Consider the following 16619-nt stretch of genomic DNA (forward strand, 5'->3'; position numbering starts at 1 on the left):
CAGTCGGCCATGACCGAGCTTGTGGAACACGGACAGCTGTTCATCGGCGGGGAGTTGACCGACCCCCTGGGCACGGATGTCATCGAGGTGGTCTCGCCGCACACCGAGGAGGTCATCGGCCGGGTGCCGCACGCCGCCCGGGGTGACGTCGACCGGGCCGTCGCCGCCGCGCGCCGGGCCTTCGACGAGGGGCCCTGGCCGCGGATGACGCTGGACGAGCGGATCGAGGTCGTCACCCGGATCAAGGACGCGATCGCCGTGCGGCACGAGGAGATCGCCCGCGTGATCTCCTCCGAGAACGGCTCCCCGTACTCATGGAGCGTCCTCGCGCAGGCGCTGGGCGCGATGATGGTCTGGGACGCGGCCATCACGGTCGCACGGAACTTCACCTACGAGGAGCGGCGCGACGGCGTCCTCGGGAAGATCCTCGTGCGGCGCGAGCCCGTCGGGGTCGTCGCGGCCGTCGTGCCGTGGAACGTGCCGCAGTTCGTGGCCGCCGCGAAGCTCGCGCCCGCGCTGCTCACCGGCTGCGCGGTCGTCCTCAAGCCGTCGCCCGAGTCGCCCCTGGACGCCTACATCCTCGGCGAGATCGCACGCGAGGCCGGGCTGCCGGAGGGTGTGCTGTCGATCCTGCCCGCGGACCGCGAGGTGAGCGAGTACCTCGTCGGACACCCCGGGGTCGACAAGATCTCCTTCACCGGCTCGGTCGCGGCCGGGAAGCGCGTCATGGAGGTCGCCTCCCGCAATCTGACACGCGTGACGCTGGAGTTGGGCGGCAAGTCGGCGGCCGTGGTGCTGCCGGACGCGGACCTCGCCACCGCCGTGCCCGGGATCGTCCAGGCCGCCTGGATGAACAACGGCCAGGCGTGCGTGGCCCAGACCCGCATCCTGGTGCCGCGCTCGCGCTACGACGAGTTCGCCGACGCCTTCGCCGCCGCGGCGAGCGCGCTGGCGGTCGGCGACCCGCTGGACCCGGCGACCCAGGTCGGCCCGCTGGTGGCCCGGCGCCAGCAGCAGCGCAACCTCGACTACATCCGCATCGGCCAGGAGGAGGGCGCCAAGATCCTCGCCGGCGGCGGGCGTCCGGCGGGCCTGGACCGCGGCTGGTACGTGGAGCCGACCCTCTTCGGCGGCGTCGACAACTCCATGCGGATCGCCCGTGAGGAGATCTTCGGGCCGGTCATCTGCCTGCTTCCGTACGGCGACGAGAGCGAGGCCGTGAAGATCGCGAACGACTCCGACTACGGGCTCAGCGGCAGCGTGTGGACGGCGGACGTGGAGCACGGCGTCGAGGTGGCCCGGCGGGTGCGCACCGGCACGTACTCGGTGAACACCTTCAGCCTCGACATGCTCGGCCCCTTCGGCGGCTACAAGAACTCCGGCCTGGGCCGGGAGTTCGGGCCCGAGGGGTACGGCGAGTACCTGGAGCACAAGATGATCCACCTGCCGGCCGGGTACGGGGAGGCGTAGCGCATGGGCGACCGCTGGCACATCGAGGTGGACCGCTCGGTCTGCATCGGCTCCGCGCAGTGCGTCAACCACGCCCCGGATGCCTTCCGTCTGGACTCCGCGCGCCAGTCCCATCCCCTGGAGCCGGACACCGACGCGGGCGAGCAGGTGCTGGCGGCGGCGGAGAACTGCCCGGTGGAGGCGATCGTGATCACGGTGCTGGGGAGCGGGGAGCCGGTCTTTCCCCCCGAGGAGTAGTCGCGAAAAAAATCATGGTCTGGGGGCTTCCGTCCTGCTTTGGAAGGGATATCCTGGTAAGTGCCTACGGGGCGAGAAAGGCACCTCAACCGGAGTTGCCGACTTTGGCGAGAAGCTTCGGCTTCCGCTGGGGCCGACATCGACGGTCGAGAAGGTCGGAAGGTCGAAAGACCTGAAGATCATCCGATCTCGTCTCGTAGGTCTTTTCGTGTGCGTGGGCGGAGGGCGTAACGGGAGTCGCCATGCCGAGTGACCTCACCGACCTGGACTCGGACGCCGCGCGACGACTGCTGGACCGGACGTTCGTCGACACGATCCGGCGTCTGGGCGCGCAGGGGGGTGGCGTCTACCTCTTTGAGCCGGGCGGCGAAGTCCTGAGCGTGGAGTGCGGTACGGGGATACCGACGCGCTTCGTTCGGCCCCTGTGGCATCTCCGCGTCTCCTCGGAGAGCCCCGATCCGCTGATCGAGGCAGTATGTGAGCGCAAGCTGGTATGGCTGCCGTCGAGCGAGGAGTACGCGCGCCGCTATCCCCAGCGCGCCCTGACCTTTCCGCACCAGTACGCCATGGCGGCCGTCCCGCTGGCCGACGAGGAGGCGACGTGGGGCGGCATGGTGCTGTTCTGGCAGCCCGGAAGACCACCCGATCTCAGTTCTGCGGAAACGCGGACGATCGAGGAGGCCGTCGCGAAGTGCGTCCGCGTCCTCCGGGCAGCCGACCGGGCCGGGCAACGCCTCGTGCCGGCCGCCGAGCCGCGCGAGATCCCGCCCGTGCGTACGGGGGCCGTGGACAGGGGCGAGGCGCTCGCGGCCCTGGACCACCTCGCCCGGGTGCCGGAAGCCGCGGTGTCGCTCGACCTCGACGGGCGACTCACCTTCATGAACCCGGCGGCGGTCGCACTCCTCGGCACCAAGGAGAGCCTGCTCGGCACCCGTCCCTGGGAATCCCTGCCGTGGCTGGACGAGCCCCGGTACGAGCGGCACTACCGCGACGCCATCGTCAGCCGGCGTACGACCTCTTTCACCGCCCGCTGCCGCCCCGAGCTCGACCTGCTCTTCCGGCTCCATCCGGACTCCACCGGCATCAGCGTGCGCATCACTCCCGTCGTCGGCGAACACCGGGCGCGGGGCCCCGACCCGTACGGAGGCGATCAGTTCGGCGGACGCATTCGACCAGGGGCGATCTACCACCTCATGCATCTGTCCGGCGCCCTCAGCCAGGCCGTCGACGTGCGGGAAGTCGCCGATCTGGTGGCCCACCAGCTCGCGCAGGCCTTCGAGGCCCAGGCGTCCGCGCTCCTCGTGGCGGAAGCGGGCCGGCTGCACATCATCCAGCACCACGGCTTCACCCCGGGGTCCGTGAGGGTTCTGGAGCGCACACCGCTCAGCTCGCCCACCACTCCCGGAGTGGTGGGACTCACCGAGGGCAAGCCGTCCTTCTTCTCCTCCAGGCGGGAACTCGCCCGGGCGTATCCCGCCCGCGCACAGGTGGACGACGGCATGGCCGCGTGGGCGTACCTGCCCCTGCTGGCCTCCGGGAGCCCCGTCGGCACCTGCGTCCTGGGGTACGAGCGGCCCCACGTCTTCACCCCGGAGGAACGAACCGCCCTCGTCGCCTTCAGCGGCCTGATCGCGCAGGCGCTGGACAGGGCCCGCCTCCCGACGCGACGCGGCGGCTCGCCCGCGGCCTCCAGGAGAGCCTCCTGCCCCATGCCCTGCCCGACATCCCCGGCCTGGAGACCGCGGTCCGTTACCTGCCCTCCAGCTACGGCATCGACATCGGCGGCGACTTCTACGACATCGTGTGCACCGGCCCCGGCAAGGCAGTCGCCGTCATCGGCGATGTGGAGGGCCACAACGTGCACGCCGCCGCCCTCATGGGGCAGGTCCGCACCGCCATCCACGCCTACGCCGTCGCGCGCAAGACACCCGGCCGGATCCTCGCCCGCACCAACCAACTGCTCACCGACCTCGACGCGGACCTGCTCACCAGCTGTCTGTGCGCGGACATCGACATCGCCCGCCACCGCCTCCGCCTGGCCACCGCCGGCCACTGCCCGCCGCTCGTGCGCCATGTCGACCACCACTGTGAGATCCTCGACCTCCCACCGGGGCCCCTGCTGGGCGTCGAACCCACGGCCGCCTTTCCCGTCACGGACATCGAGCTGCCGCCCGGCGCCGTCCTCGCCCTCTACACCGACGGCCTGGTCGAGTGCCCCGCCAACCGCGACGACCGCGAGCTCGTCCGGCTCAGGGCGGCGTTCTCCGCCGCCGGCCATGCCCTCGAAGAGATCGCCGACGCGCTGATCGACGAGGCCCAGCTCCGCGGCGGCCGGACCGACGACACCGCCATGCTGCTCCTGCGGTTCGCCGACCGCGCCCCGGCGGCCGACGACAACGCCGCAGACGTGCGTGCCGGACCCCGCGGCGGGACAGGGGCCTAGCGCTCGCCGCTCCGGCTCGTGAGGTCGATCAGCCGGCACACCGTCTCGATGTCGATCTTGACCTGGGCGATGGAGGCCCGGCCCGAGAGCCAGGTGATCAGGGCCGAGTGCCAGGTGTGCTCGATCACGCGGACCGCGGACAGCTGGTCCGCAGTCGGGTCGTCCTGGCCCATCGCGTCCAGGATGATCGCCGTCGTCTGGCGGGAGACCTGGTCCACCTCGGGGGACACGCTGCGGTCGGCGAAGGTCAGGGCGCGGACCATGGCGTCCGCCAGGTGCGGCTCCCGCTGCAGGGCGCGGAAGGCGCGCATCAGGGTCTCCGCCACCCGCTCGGCCGCCGTCTCCCCGGCGGGCGGCTTCTTCCTGAGGGTGCCGTGCATGTGTTCCAGCTGGTCCTGCATGGTCGCGACCAGCAGGTGCACCTTCGAGGGGAAATAGCGGTACAGCGTGCCCAGCGCCACCTGGGAGGACTCCGCGACCTCGCGCATCTGGACCGCGTCGAAACCGCCCCGGCTGGCCAGCTGCGCGCTCGCGTGCAGGATCCGTCGGCGCCGCGCCTCCTGCCGCTCGGTGAGCGGGGAAGTGGCCGGCTGCGTCGCCGGTCGCGCGGTACTGGCTGGCACCTTGGCTTCCGCAGGCATGGGTCCCGTCCGTGGCAGTCGGTGAGGCCGGGTGATCGGACAGCATGGTAGGGCGACATCCGTGGCGTGAATCACCTGATCCACCGCTTACAGTAGGGCTACCAGCCGGTAGATTCGGAGCCTCTTGAACGATCAAGTCTGAAACTTGTTCTAGATTACCGTCCCAGCGTAGTCTCGCCGGAAATGGCAGGGAGAAGGGGCCGAGAGTGACCGCTGAGGCCAAGGAGGCGGGTCCCCAGGAGGACTCGGCCGCTGACGGCGACCGCCCGTTGCGCATCGCGCTCCTCACCTACAAGGGAAACCCGTTCTGCGGCGGCCAGGGTGTGTACGTACGACACCTCTCGCGCGAACTGGTCCGGCTCGGCCACCACGTCGAGGTCATCGGGGCGCAGCCCTACCCCGTGCTCGACGAGGGGGAGGGACTGGAGGGGCTGTCCCTGACCGAACTGCCCAGCCTCGACCTGTACCGCCAGCCCGACCCCTTCCGCACCCCGGGGCGCGAGGAGTACCGGGACTGGATCGACGCCCTCGAGGTCGCCACGATGTGGACCGGCGGCTTTCCCGAGCCGCTGACGTTCTCGCTGCGCGCCCGCCGCCATCTGCGCTCGCGACGCGGCGACTTCGACGTCGTGCACGACAACCAGACGCTCGGCTACGGCCTGTTGGGCGAGCTGGGCGCGCCTCTGGTGACCACCATCCACCACCCCATCACCGTGGACCGGCAGTTGGAGCTGGACGCGGCGAAGGGCTGGCAGCGGCGGGCGTCGGTACGCCGCTGGTACGCGTTCACGCGCATGCAGAAGCGGGTGGCGCGCCGGATGCCGTCCGTGCTCACCGTCTCCGGCACCTCCCGCCAGGAGATCGTGGACCACCTGGGCGTCGCCCGGGACCGTGTGCACGTGGTGCACATCGGCGCCGACACCGACCTCTTCTCGCCCGATCCCTCGGTGCCGCAGGTGCCGGGCCGGATCGTCACCACCTCCAGCGCGGACGTGCCGCTCAAGGGCCTCGTCTTCCTGATCGAGGCGCTCGCCAAGGTGCGGACCGAGCACCCCGGGGCGCATCTCGTCGTCGTCGGCAAGCGCGCCGAGGACGGGCCCGTCGCGCAGGCGATCGAGCGGTACGGGCTCGACGGCGCCGTCGAGTTCGTGAAGGGCATCTCCGACGCGGAACTGGTCGACCTGGTCCGCTCCGCCGAGGTGGCGTGCGTGCCGTCGCTGTACGAGGGCTTCTCGCTGCCGGCGGCCGAAGCCATGGCGACCGGCACGCCGCTGGTGGCGACGACCGGCGGGGCGATACCGGAGGTCGCGGGGCCGGACGGCGAGACGTGCCTGGCGGTACCGCCGGGCGACGCGGGCGCCCTGGCCGCGGGACTGAGCCGGCTGCTGGGGGACCGGGAGCTCCGGGCGCGGCTGGGCGCGGCCGGACGGCAGCGGGTGCTGAGCCGGTTCACCTGGGCCAGAGCGGCCGAGGGCACGGCGGCGCGGTACCGCGAGGCCATCGCCGCCTCCGCCGGCACGGCTCCCCGCCGCCTCGCGGTGCGGGACACCGATCTCTCCGAGACGACGCGCACCGCCCGCTCGGCGCCCCGGACGCCGGGCCGCTCCGCGACCGCCTCGGGCACCGGCCCGGCGGCGACCGGCCCGGCGGCGACCGGCCCGGCGGGGGCCCGCACCGCACCAGTGACCGACGTCGATTCCAACCGAGAAAGCAGGGCCACGTGCTGACCGTCGACTTCTCCCGGTTCCCGCTCGCCCCCGGCGACCGCGTCCTGGACCTCGGCTGCGGCGCCGGACGGCACGCGTTCGAGTGCTACCGGCGCGGTGCCCGGGTCGTGGCCCTCGACCGGAACGGCGAGGAGATCCGCGAGGTCGCCACCTGGTTCGCGGCGATGAAGGAGGCGGGGGAGGCCCCCGCCTCGGCCACCGCGACCGCGATGGAGGGCGACGCCCTCGCGCTGCCCTTCCCGGACGAGTCCTTCGACGTCGTGATCATCTCCGAGGTGATGGAGCACATCCCGGACGACAAGGGCGTCCTCGCCGAGATGGTCCGGGTGCTCAAACCGGGCGGACGCATCGCCATCACCGTCCCGCGCCACGGACCCGAGAAGATCTGCTGGGCGCTGTCCGACGCCTACCACGAGGTCGAGGGCGGCCACATCCGCATCTACAAGGCGGACGAACTCCTCGCGAAGATGCGGGGCGCGGGCCTCGAGCCGTACGGCACGCACCACGCGCACGCACTGCACTCCCCGTACTGGTGGCTGAAGTGCGCGTTCGGCGTCGACAACGACAAGGCGCTGCCGGTGCGCGCGTACCACAAGCTCCTCGTCTGGGACATCATGAAGAAGCCGCTCGCCACCCGGGTCGCCGAACGGGCGCTGAACCCGCTGGTCGGCAAGAGCTTCGTGGCCTACGCGACCAAACCCCATCTGCCCCGCCTCACCTCCGAGGCGGCCGTCAAGTGACCACCCCCCGGACAGAACACCTCGTCCTGCCCGGGGTCCTCACCGCGGAGCAGGCCGCCGCGACCGTCGGCGGGATACTCGCCGTGCAGCGGGAGGACGGCGCCATACCGTGGTTCCGAGGGCACCATCTCGACCCGTGGGACCACGTCGAGGCGGCCATGGCCCTCGACGCGGCCGGGGAGCGCGCGGCGGCCGAGCGGGCCTACGACTGGCTGGCCCGGCACCAGAACGAGGACGGCTCCTGGTACGCGGCGTACGCCGACGGGGACCCGCGGGACGTCACCGACCGCGGCCGGGAGACGAACTTCGTCGCCTACGTGGCCGTCGGCGTCTGGCACCACTACCTGGCCACCGGCGACGACACCTTCCTCGACCGGATGTGGCCGACGGTGCACGCGGCCGTCGAGTTCGTGCTGGGCCTGCAGCAGCCCGGCGGGCAGATCGGCTGGAAACGTGAGGACGACGGCACGGACACCGCGGACGCGCTGCTGACCGGCTGCTCCTCGATCCACCACGCGTTGCGCTGTGCCCTCGCCATCGCCGAGCAGCGTGAAGAGCCGCAGCCCGACTGGGAGTTGGCGGCGGGCGCGCTGCGGCACGCCATACGCAGGCACCCCGAGCGGTTCCTGGACAAGGGCCGCTACTCGATGGACTGGTACTACCCCGTCCTCGGCGGCGCCCTGACGGGAGCGGAGGCGAAGCAGCGCATCGAGGAGGACTGGGACCGCTTCGTGGTACCCGGCCTCGGTGTGCGCTGCGTCGTGCCCAACCCCTGGGTGACCGGCGGCGAGTCGGCCGAACTCGCCCTGGCACTGTGGGCGATGGGCGAGTCCGACCGCGCACTGGAGATCCTCCAGGCGATCCAGCACCTGCGGGACGCGGAATCGGGCCTGTACTGGACCGGGTACGTCTTCGAGGACCGGGCGATCTGGCCGGAGGAACTCACCACCTGGACGGCGGGTTCGCTGCTGCTCGCCGTGGCCGCGCTCGGCGGCGACGAGCCGACGTGCGCCGTCTTCGGAGGCGAACGCCTGCCGCTGGGCCTGGACCCGGACTGCTGCGCCTGAGCGTTCCGTGCGGGGTCCGGCGCGCCACCGACGGGTCCGTCGTGGCCGGTGGTACCGGACCTCGCCGGACCCGATCGGCGGCCCGCTGCCGTCCGGCGGCTCAGTGCCGGTGCATCCGGTGGGCGATGGCGTGGCCGACGAAGAGGTAGACGACCGCGGCCAGACCGTAGCCGGCGACCACGCGCGCCCAGGCGTCGTCGAACGTGAACAGGTCGTGCGACCAGCCCGCGAGCCAGGCGGCCGCGCCGTGCACCACCCGTACCAGATCGTTGGCGCGGTTCGCCTGCAGCAGGTACATCAGGATCCACAGGCCCAGGATGACGGCCATGACGTCGGCGACGACCGCGATGACCGTTCCGGCCTGATCGGTGCCGTTGCGATATCGAGGGGACATGCCCTCCGGGTTGCCCGGCGCGCCCGTCTGAAACCCCCTCAGGAGAACGGCGCGGCCCGTGCGGGACAAGGGATCCGGCCCCGGATGTCACCCGAACGGCCCCGCCCGGGACGACGGGGCCGGGAGGGACGGGTCAGGCTGCCGGAGAGGGTGTTCTCCCCGGCCGGGGAGAACGAAACCTTCCGATCCTTCCCGGAGACCGGAGGACGTCGTGCCCGCACCGATACGCCCCCTCGCCGTGGCGCTCGCTGTCTGCGGCACGCTGTTCGCGGGCGCCGCCGCCTGCGGGGACGGCGGTGTCGCGCAGAAGGCCGCCGCCTACCTGGCGGTCGCCACCCCCTCGCCGTCCACCCCGGCGGAGCGGCGGACGTTCGCCAGGGACCGCTTCGCGACGAACGCGGGGCTCGCGGCCGGGGCGACGTACCGGTGGATCGTGAAGCCGTGGAAGGCCGGCACGTTCAAGAAGGGTGCCGAGGGGCGGAGGGCCGCACTCGCCGAGGCGGGCCTCGCGGGCACCTTCGCACGGCACCGGCTGGAGGCCGCCGTGCGCAACGCCCGGGGCGACCCCGCGCTCGCCCGGGCCGTCGCCCCGCTCGCCTCGGGCATCGACGCGCTCGAGGCCCTGACGCCCGGGCTGCGCAAGGGCGACGCCTCGGCCGTCCGCTCCTTCCAGGACGTCGTCGAACAGGTCAAGCGGGCGGGGAAGAGCGCCGGCGCACCCGTCACGAACCAGGTCCCGTCGCCGGTGCGGCTCACCTCGGGCTGACGCGGGCCGACGCGACCGGGACGGGCACCGCCGCACGGCGGTGCCCTACGCGTTCAGCTCGGCCAGCACGCGCAGCGTGTGCGGGTCCGGGGAGAGCGCCAGCAGGTCCGTCACCGGGCCCTTGCGCCACAACTCCAGCCGCTCCGCAATCCGTTCCCGCGGACCGACCAGCGAGATCTCGTCGGCGAAGGCGTCGGGCACCGCCATCACCGCCTCCTCCCGCCGGCCCTCCAGGAACAGCCGCTGGATGCGGCGCGCCTCCTCTTCGTACCCCATGCGGGCCATGAGATCGGCATGGAAGTTGCGTGCGGCGTGCCCCATCCCGCCGATGTAGAAGCCGAGCATCGCCTTCACCGGCAGCAGCCCCTCGGCCAGGTCGTCGCAGACCTTCACCCGGGCCATCGGCGCGATCAGGAAGCCCTCCCGCAGCCCGGCCAGCGACGCCTCGTACACCTCGGGGCGGCTCGGCGACCAGTACAGCGGCAGCCAGCCGTCCGCGATCCGCACGGTCTGCGCGATGTTCTTCGGACCCTCCGCCCCCAGCAGGAGGGGGAGTTCGGCGCGCAGCGGGTGGGTGATCGGCTTGAGCGGTTTGCCGAGTCCGGTGCCGTCCGCGCCCCGGTACGGGTGCTGGTGGAAGCGCCCCTCCAGCGTCACCGGCGCCTCGCGCCGCAGGACCTGGCGCACCACGTCGACGTACTCCCGGGTCGCGGTCAGCGGCGAGGAGGGGAACGGCCGCCCGTACCAGCCCTCGACGACCTGCGGGCCCGACAGCCCGAGGCCGAGCATCATGCGGCCGCCGGAGAGGTGGTCGAGGGTGAGCGCGTGCATCGCCGTGGTGGTGGGGGAGCGGGCGGCCATCTGGGCCACCGCCGTGCCCAGTTTGATCCGCGACGTCCGGGAGGCGATCCAGGTCAGCGGGGTGAAGGCGTCCGACCCCCAGGACTCGGCGGTCCACACGGAGTCGTAGCCGAGCCGCTCGGCCTCCTGTGCCAGCGTGACGTGCCCGGCCTCGGGGCCACGGCCCCAGTAGCCGAGCGCGAGCCCGAGCCGCATGCCGGTCTCCTTTTCTGACGCTCCGTCAGGTCCCTTGGGTGCTGCGACTGTACGGCAACGGCCCCCCGCCCGGAAGGGCGAGGGGCCGTGCGCGCACGGGGAACTCAGCCGCGCTGGATCCCGCTCGTGTCCTGCAGCACGCCACGGCGGCCGTCCTGCGTCTGCGCCACCAGGCCCGGGCCGCGCTGCTCCACGGCCAGGTACCAGGTGCCCGGCGCCAGTTCGGCGATCGGCGTGGGCGAGCCGTCCTCCGCGTACAGCGGACGCGCCACCGGCACGGCGAACCAGAACGGCGAGAAGTCCCCGGCGGGGGCCTGCGCCTGCTGCGGCTGCCCGCCGAACGCCTGGCCCTGCTGGCCCGGCTGCGGCTGCCCGCCGTAGGGCTGCTGCTGGCCGGCCGGGTAGCCGTAACCACCCTGCGGCTGCGCGCCGTAGGGCTGGGGGGCGGCCGGCGTGGGGGCGCCCATGAGGGCGGCGCCCAGCGCCGGGACCAGGGGAGTGGCTATGGCCGCGCCGGCCAGGACCAGGGCGGCGATGAAGCCGAGGATGAGGCCGGCGCCCGCGTCACCGGCGTCGATGAGCGTCCACAGCAGCACCCAGGCGGACGCCACGGTCAGCGTGGTACCGAACGCCCCCAGGTCCACACCCGCGACCTTGCGCGGCGCCGGGAGCAGCCGGGAGACCACGACGAGCGCGCCACCGACCACGCCGGCCATGTACGTGCCGAGCCCGAGTCCCAGGCTGTCCCACGAGTTGGGGAGATCGATCTGGCTGCAGTAGGCGCCGGCGCCGCCGCAGCCGGCGAGATCGAGGAACGACGCGATGAACAGCAATACCGCTGCTCCGATCACCACGCCGTCGCCTCTAGTGAGGGAGCGGATATTCACTTCGGGTCCTTCGTCTGTCGTCTCGTCGTCGGTGGAGGCGTCGCTGTCACCATGTCGCCCTCGGGCCGCGGTGTGAAGCGCGGGGGTGGCCCCTCATCGTAGGGACGAGAGTATCGCCCGCCCGGGCGGGGTGTCCGCCGGGTGCGGGCCCGTGATCGCTACCCGCGCAGGAAACTCACGATTCCCTCAGAGATTCCCCGCGCCGCCCGCTGCCGCCACGCACCGCTGGTCAGCAGTGCCGCGTCCTTGGTATCGCGCATGTTGCCGCACTCGATGAACACCTTGGGAACTGTTGACAGATTGAGACCGCCGAGATCGTTCCGTACCACAAGGCCGGTGCCGCCGCCCACGTAGTCGGCGGGCGCGCTGCCCGTCACGCGGACGAAGTTGCCCGCGACGCGCTCGCCGAGGTCGCGGGAGGGGGCGACGACGGGGCGGGTGTCCGCGGCACCCGCGTGCACCGACGCCGGGAGGATGACGTGGAAGCCGCGGTCCCCGGCCGACGCGCCGTCCGCGTGGATGGAGATCGCGGCGTCCGCGTGCGCCTCGTTGCCGATGCGCGCCCGCTCGTCCACGCACGGGCCCCAGGGGCGGTCGCCGTCCTGGGTGAACTTCACGGTGGCGCCCTGTGCCTGGAGGAGCGCGCGCAGTCGGCGCGCCACGTCCAGCGTGAACCGGGCCTCCGTATAACCGTCGTTGGTGGAGGTGCCGGTGGTGTCGCACTCCTTCCGGTTCGTTCCGATGTCGACCTTGCGGCTGATCTCGGTGGTGTGCCGGAAGTTGCCGGGGTTGTGGCCCGGGTCGATGACGACGACCTTGCCCTTCAGAGGCCCCGAAGCGGCCGGGGCCGTCGGGGTCTTCGGGGCCGGCCTGGGCGCGGGGGACGCGACCGGCCGTCCGCCGTCCTCGGTCGGGGAGGCCGCGCTCGACGAGTGCGCAGGAGAGGGGGTGGCGGGTGCCGCTCCCGCCGGTCCGCCGCCGGTGTCGGCCACCGCCTCGTAGACCAGCCAGCCGGCGAGCGCGGCCGGCACCAGCGCGGCGACCGCGACGGTCAGCGTCCGGCGCCGCGGGCGGCGCGGCTGGAAGGGATCGAACTCGGGGCCTGCGTACGACATGCCTGTGACCCTAACGGCGAGGTCCGCTCCCCGCCCGCGTTCGCCTCAGGACACGCAGTGAGTCGGTCGCCGAGACCTCCGTGAACCCGCCCGAGGCGAGTGCCCTCAGGTAGACGCGGTACGGGGCCTGGCCGGTGAACTCGTCCTCCGGTTCGGGGAACACGTCGTGGATGAGGAGCAGGCCGCCGACGGCCACATGGGGGGCCCAGCCCTCGTAGTCGGCCGTGGCGTGCTCGTCGGTGTGGCCGCCGTCGATGAAGACGAGGCCGAGCGGGGTGTTCCACACCCCGGCCACCTGCGGGGAGCGACCGACGACGGCGATCACGTGGTCCTCGAGACCGGCCCGGTGCAGGGTGCGCCGGAAGGTGGGCAGGGTGTCCATCAGCCCGATCTCGGCGTCGACCGTCTCCGGGTCGTGGTACTCCCAGCCCGGCTGCTGCTCCTCGCTGCCGCGGTGGTGGTCCACCGTGAGGGCCATGACCCCGGCGGCGCGGGCGGCGTCCGCGAGCAGGATCGTGGAGCGCCCGCAGTAGGTGCCCACCTCCAGCAGGGGCAGTCCCAGCCGTCCGGCCTCCACGGCGGCCTCGTACAGCGCGAGCCCCTCGCGCAGCGGCATGAACCCCTTCGCGGCCTCGAACGCGGCCAGGATGTCGGGCTTGGGCGCCGCGGGCATGGGGGGTCCTCTCGGTCGTACGCGGGTCCGGGCGCCCCATGCTGCCGCACCCTGCGCCGCGCGGGCGACGCGGGGGTGCGGATCAGCGCCCCCGGGGGGCGGGATCAGGCGGAGACCGTCTCGCCCGGCAGGGAGAGGTCCAGCTCCACCGGGCGGTCGTCGCCCGTGTGCGTCGCCGACGCGGAGTGCGGTCCGTGGCCGTCGGCCCGGGCGGCCAGCACGTAGGGGCCTCCGGCCGGCACGGCCAGCGCATAGCTGCCGTCCTCCGCGGACAGCGCGCCGCCCGCCCGGCGGCCACGGCGGTCGAGCAGCGTGATCCTGGCGCGGGCGACCGGGGTGCCGTCGGCGTCCAGGACCCGGCCGCGGAAGCCGCGCAGCACCTCCGTCGCGCGCTCCAGGCCGGCGTCCTCCGCACTGCTCGCGCGCAGCAGCAGCCCGGCCGACGGACGCCGCGAGGGCAGGAAGAGGGCGAGCAGCAGGCCGAGCGCCACCGCGGCCGTCGCGATCAGGAAGGAGACGCGGAAGCCGTGCATGCTCGGGATCGCGACACCGTTCACCTGGTGCGCCGTGTCGGCGAGCACCATGCCGATCACGGCGCTGGAGACGGACGTGCCGATCGAACGCATCAGGGTGTTGAGGCCGTTGGCCGCTCCCGTCTCGGAGGCGGGGACCGCGCCGACGATCAGCGCGGGCAGCGAGGAGTAGGCGAGACCGATGCCCGCGCCGAGGACCACCGAGGTGACCACGGTCTGCCAGGGGGCGTCCATCAGTCCGAGCCCGCCGCCGTATCCGACGGCGATGACCAGCAGCCCGGTGATGAGGGTCACCTTCGGGCCGTACCGGGTGGACAGCCGGGCGTAGAGCGGTGCGGTGAACATCATCGTCAGGCCCAGCGGCGCCACGCACAGGCCCGCGACGACCATGGACCGGCCGAGTCCGTAGCCGGTGGCCGCGGGCAGCTGGAGCAGCTGGGGCAGGACGAGCGAGACGACGTAGAACGAGACGCCGACCATGATGGACGCGAGGTTGGTGAGCAGCACCTCGCGGCGGGCCGTGGTGCGCAGGTCCACGAGCGGGGCGGCGACGCGCAGCTCCAGCACACCCCACAGGAGCAGGACCACGGCGGACGCGCCGAACATGCCGAGGGTGAGGGGGGACGTCCAGCCCCAGTCGCTGCCCTTGGTGACGGGGAGCAGGAGCAGGACCAGACCCGTGGACAGGCCGAGCGTGCCCGGCAGGTCGAAGGAGCCCTCGGCGCGGGTCGCGGACTCCGGCACGACGAGGAGCGTGAGGGCGATGGAGAGGACGCCGAGTCCCGCGGCGCCGAAGAACAGGGAGTGCCAGTCGGTGTGCTGGGCGACCAGGGCGGCGGCGGGCAGCGCCAGTCCGCCGCCGACGCCGATCGAGGAGCTCATCAGGGCCATCGCCGAGCCGAGCCGCTCGGGGGGCAGCACGTCGCGCATCAGGCCGATGCCGAGCGGGATCGCGCCCATCGCGAAGCCCTGGAGCGTGCGTCCGGCGATCATCGGGGTCAGGCCGCTGGTGAGGCCGCTGACCAGTGCGCCGATCACCATGACGGCCAGGCTGGTGAGCAGCATCCGCCGCTTGCCGTAGAGGTCGCCGAGGCGGCCCATGATGGGGGTGGCCACGGCGCCCGAGAGCAGGGTCGAGGTCAGCACCCAGGTGGCGTTGCTGGGCGAGGTGCCCAGCAGTTGGGGCAGATCCTTGATGACCGGGACGAGCAGGGTCTGCATCACCGCCACCACGATGCCCGCGAAGGCGAGCACCGGCACGATCGCGCCGGACGGCCTCCGGGCGGGGTGGTCGGTCGTCGTGTGCGTCATGGCGTGGGGCCTCCGGGCCGGGCGTCGGGCGGTGCGGGCGGGTCGGTGCGTCCGGTCCGTGCGGGATGGCGAGCGCGACGGTGAGCAGGACGATCGTCAGGACGGGTGTCGGGACGGTCAGCGGGACGGGTGTCGGGACGGGTGTCGGGACGGTCAGCGGGACGGGCGGGCGGTCTGGTGACGGGTCAACCCCGTAGCCCGGGGCACCTATTCCGGTGCTTCGAGTGCCTAACGAATTCTTGACCTTCCCGTGGAGATCTGACGTGACGTCAGGGCTGTCCTTGGAGTGGAACGTGTTCTACTCTGGCGCCCCATGAGGGCCTATGTAGCCGGGGTCGGGATGACGAAGTTCGAGAAGCCCGAGACCCGTGACTGGCAGTACTGGGACATGGTGCGGGAGGCCGGCGTCGCCGCTCTCGACGACGCCGGGATCACCTACGCGGAGGTGGAACAGGTTCCCGTCGGCTACTGCTTCCAGCCGTCCACGGCCGGGCAGCGCGCCGCCTACGAACTCGGCCTGACCGGCGTGCCCGTCTACAACGTCAACAACAACTGCGCCACCGGCTCGACCGCCCTGATGCTGGCCCGGCAGCTTGTCGAGGGCGGGGCCTGCGACTGCGTGCTGGCGCTGGGATTCGAGAGGATGAAGAAGGGCGCCCTGGGCCAGGGAGCCGACGGAGGCGACTTCTCCACCTCCCCCGTGGCCCGGCACTACGGGATCATGGCCGCCCGGCACGGCTTCGAGATGACCCCGCCCACCGCCCAGATCTTCGGCGACGCCGCCCGCGAGCACATGGAGCGCCACGGCACCACCGAGGCGCAACTGGCCGCCGTGGCCGCCAAGAACCACCGGCACTCGGCGCACAATCCGTACGCGCAGTTCCAGGACGTGTACGAGGTCGACGACATCCTGGCGGCACGCACGGTGCACCGGCCGCTGACCCGGCTGCAGTGCTCGCCCACGTCCGACGGCGCCGCCGCCGCGGTCGTCGTCTCCGAACGCTTCGTGGAACGGCACGGCATGGAGGAGCGGGCCGTCGAGATCGTGGCCCAGGACATGGCCACCGACACGGAGGAGTCCTTCGCGTCGGGCTCGTGCATCGACGTCGTCGGACAGCCGATGTCGCGTGCGGCGGCACGGCGGGTCTACGAGCGGGCCGGGCTCGGCATCGAGGACGTGGACGTCGTGGAACTGCACGACTGCTTCTCCGTCAACGAACTGCTGACCTACGAGGCGCTCGGCATGTGCGGGCCCGGCGAGTCCGGTCCGCTGGTCGAGTCCGGGGCCACGACGTACGGCGGGCGATGGGTGGTGAACCCCTCCGGCGGACTGATCTCCAAGGGGCATCCGCTGGGCGCCACCGGCATCGCCCAGATCGCCGAACTGGTGTGGCAGCTGCGCGGAGAGGCGGGCGGGCGCCAGGTCGAGGGCGCCCGGGTCGGGCTCGCGCACAACATCGGGCTCGGCGGCGCGGCGGTCGTGACACTGCTGCGGGCCGGCTAGCCGCGGGCGGGCGGGCCGCGCGGTCCCCGGGGTGGGCGGTCCCCGGGGCGGGCGG

At 72.6% G+C, this 16619-nt stretch carries 15 protein-coding genes and 1 pseudogene; 9 read left to right on the plus strand and 7 right to left on the minus strand.

The window, feature by feature from the left end:
* Nucleotides 1–9: 9 nt before the first annotated feature.
* The 4 genes and pseudogenes from ACFYMU_RS08210 to ACFYMU_RS08225 all read left to right on the plus strand — a co-directional run bounded on the left by ACFYMU_RS08210 (nt 10) and on the right by ACFYMU_RS08225 (nt 4150).
* Nucleotides 10–1470 carry an aldehyde dehydrogenase gene (locus ACFYMU_RS08210; RefSeq protein WP_388369679.1) on the plus strand — a complete coding sequence of 487 codons (1461 nt, stop codon included), beginning with the start codon at nt 10–12 and terminating at the stop codon, nt 1468–1470.
* Nucleotides 1471–1473: 3 nt separating this feature from the next.
* Nucleotides 1474–1707 (plus strand): ferredoxin, encoded by a 234-nt coding sequence (locus tag ACFYMU_RS08215; protein ID WP_388369682.1) that lies wholly within the window; start codon nt 1474–1476, stop codon nt 1705–1707.
* Nucleotides 1708–2585: 878 nt separating this feature from the next.
* Nucleotides 2586–3293: pseudogene (locus ACFYMU_RS08220) on the plus strand (GAF domain-containing protein); the annotation flags it as partial.
* A 215-nt stretch (nt 3294–3508) separates the two neighbouring features.
* The gene (locus ACFYMU_RS08225; RefSeq protein ID WP_388369684.1) at nt 3509–4150 is read left to right on the plus strand and encodes a PP2C family protein-serine/threonine phosphatase; all 642 of its coding nucleotides are present in this window, start codon (nt 3509–3511) and stop codon (nt 4148–4150) included.
* Here the strand turns inward: ACFYMU_RS08225 and ACFYMU_RS08230 are convergent.
* Nucleotides 4147–4791, minus strand: a complete 645-nt coding sequence (locus ACFYMU_RS08230; RefSeq protein ID WP_388369687.1) for a TetR family transcriptional regulator — start codon at nt 4789–4791, stop codon at nt 4147–4149. The two genes, ACFYMU_RS08225 and ACFYMU_RS08230, sit on opposite strands and share 4 nt — an antisense overlap.
* Before the next feature lie 206 nt (nt 4792–4997).
* On the opposite strand from ACFYMU_RS08230, the gene ACFYMU_RS08235 reads away from it, so the two are divergent.
* From ACFYMU_RS08235 to ACFYMU_RS08245, 3 genes are read left to right on the plus strand one after another with little or no spacing between them, the layout of a single operon-like run.
* On the plus strand, nt 4998–6518 hold the full coding sequence (locus ACFYMU_RS08235; RefSeq protein ID WP_388369690.1) for a glycosyltransferase family 4 protein: 1521 nt from the start codon (nt 4998–5000) through the stop codon (nt 6516–6518).
* Entirely contained in the window at nt 6512–7258 is a 747-nt protein-coding gene (locus ACFYMU_RS08240) for a class I SAM-dependent methyltransferase (protein WP_388369693.1), read from the plus strand. Before ACFYMU_RS08235 ends, ACFYMU_RS08240 begins: the two co-directional genes overlap by 7 nt.
* Entirely contained in the window at nt 7255–8325 is a 1071-nt protein-coding gene (locus ACFYMU_RS08245) for a prenyltransferase/squalene oxidase repeat-containing protein (RefSeq protein ID WP_388369696.1), read from the plus strand. The genes ACFYMU_RS08240 and ACFYMU_RS08245 overlap by 4 nt, the downstream gene beginning before the upstream one ends.
* A gap of 100 nt (nt 8326–8425) precedes the next feature.
* Here ACFYMU_RS08245 and ACFYMU_RS08250 read toward each other — a convergent pair whose 3' ends face one another.
* The gene (locus tag ACFYMU_RS08250) at nt 8426–8719 is read right to left on the minus strand and encodes a hypothetical protein (protein ID WP_388369699.1); all 294 of its coding nucleotides are present in this window, start codon (nt 8717–8719) and stop codon (nt 8426–8428) included.
* Nucleotides 8720–8930: 211 nt separating this feature from the next.
* On the opposite strand from ACFYMU_RS08250, the gene ACFYMU_RS08255 reads away from it, so the two are divergent.
* Nucleotides 8931–9485 carry a hypothetical protein gene (locus ACFYMU_RS08255; protein WP_388369702.1) on the plus strand — a complete coding sequence of 185 codons (555 nt, stop codon included), beginning with the start codon at nt 8931–8933 and terminating at the stop codon, nt 9483–9485.
* A 45-nt stretch (nt 9486–9530) separates the two neighbouring features.
* Here the strand turns inward: ACFYMU_RS08255 and ACFYMU_RS08260 are convergent, their stop codons facing one another.
* From ACFYMU_RS08260 to ACFYMU_RS08280, 5 genes are all read right to left on the minus strand, one after another.
* Nucleotides 9531–10541, minus strand: a complete 1011-nt coding sequence (locus ACFYMU_RS08260) for an LLM class F420-dependent oxidoreductase (protein WP_388369705.1) — start codon at nt 10539–10541, stop codon at nt 9531–9533.
* 104 nt (nt 10542–10645) lie between these two features.
* Complete coding sequence (locus ACFYMU_RS08265) at nt 10646–11428, minus strand: DUF5336 domain-containing protein (RefSeq protein WP_388369708.1); 783 nt, start codon at nt 11426–11428, stop codon at nt 10646–10648.
* 158 nt (nt 11429–11586) lie between these two features.
* Nucleotides 11587–12543, minus strand: coding sequence for an N-acetylmuramoyl-L-alanine amidase (locus ACFYMU_RS08270; protein WP_388369711.1), 957 nt, complete (start codon nt 12541–12543; stop codon nt 11587–11589).
* A gap of 10 nt (nt 12544–12553) precedes the next feature.
* Nucleotides 12554–13216, minus strand: a complete 663-nt coding sequence (locus tag ACFYMU_RS08275; RefSeq protein ID WP_388369714.1) for a class I SAM-dependent methyltransferase — start codon at nt 13214–13216, stop codon at nt 12554–12556.
* A 104-nt stretch (nt 13217–13320) separates the two neighbouring features.
* Nucleotides 13321–15060, minus strand: a complete 1740-nt coding sequence (locus ACFYMU_RS08280; protein WP_388369717.1) for an MFS transporter — start codon at nt 15058–15060, stop codon at nt 13321–13323.
* A 313-nt stretch (nt 15061–15373) separates the two neighbouring features.
* Between ACFYMU_RS08280 and ACFYMU_RS08285 the strand changes: the two genes are divergently transcribed.
* Nucleotides 15374–16564 carry a lipid-transfer protein gene (locus tag ACFYMU_RS08285; protein WP_388369720.1) on the plus strand — a complete coding sequence of 397 codons (1191 nt, stop codon included), beginning with the start codon at nt 15374–15376 and terminating at the stop codon, nt 16562–16564.
* The last annotated feature ends 55 nt before the right edge of the window (nt 16565–16619 follow it).

It is taken from the genome of Streptomyces sp. NPDC007264, assembly GCF_042869095.1.
Taxonomy (GTDB): domain Bacteria; phylum Actinomycetota; class Actinomycetes; order Streptomycetales; family Streptomycetaceae; genus Streptomyces.

Coding starts and splice junctions, on each gene's coding strand:
- ACFYMU_RS08275 (WP_388369714.1), bottom strand. CDS start 13,216: ATGCCCGCGGCGCCCAAGCCCGACATCCTGGCCGCGTTCGAGGCCGCG.
- ACFYMU_RS08210 (WP_388369679.1), top strand. CDS start 10: ATGACCGAGCTTGTGGAACACGGACAGCTGTTCATCGGCGGGGAGTTG.
- ACFYMU_RS08270 (WP_388369711.1), bottom strand. CDS start 12,543: ATGTCGTACGCAGGCCCCGAGTTCGATCCCTTCCAGCCGCGCCGCCCG.
- ACFYMU_RS08260 (WP_388369705.1), bottom strand. CDS start 10,541: ATGCGGCTCGGGCTCGCGCTCGGCTACTGGGGCCGTGGCCCCGAGGCC.
- ACFYMU_RS08230 (WP_388369687.1), bottom strand. CDS start 4,791: ATGCCTGCGGAAGCCAAGGTGCCAGCCAGTACCGCGCGACCGGCGACG.
- ACFYMU_RS08250 (WP_388369699.1), bottom strand. CDS start 8,719: ATGTCCCCTCGATATCGCAACGGCACCGATCAGGCCGGAACGGTCATC.
- ACFYMU_RS08285 (WP_388369720.1), top strand. CDS start 15,374: ATGAGGGCCTATGTAGCCGGGGTCGGGATGACGAAGTTCGAGAAGCCC.
- ACFYMU_RS08215 (WP_388369682.1), top strand. CDS start 1,474: ATGGGCGACCGCTGGCACATCGAGGTGGACCGCTCGGTCTGCATCGGC.
- ACFYMU_RS08280 (WP_388369717.1), bottom strand. CDS start 15,060: ATGACGCACACGACGACCGACCACCCCGCCCGGAGGCCGTCCGGCGCG.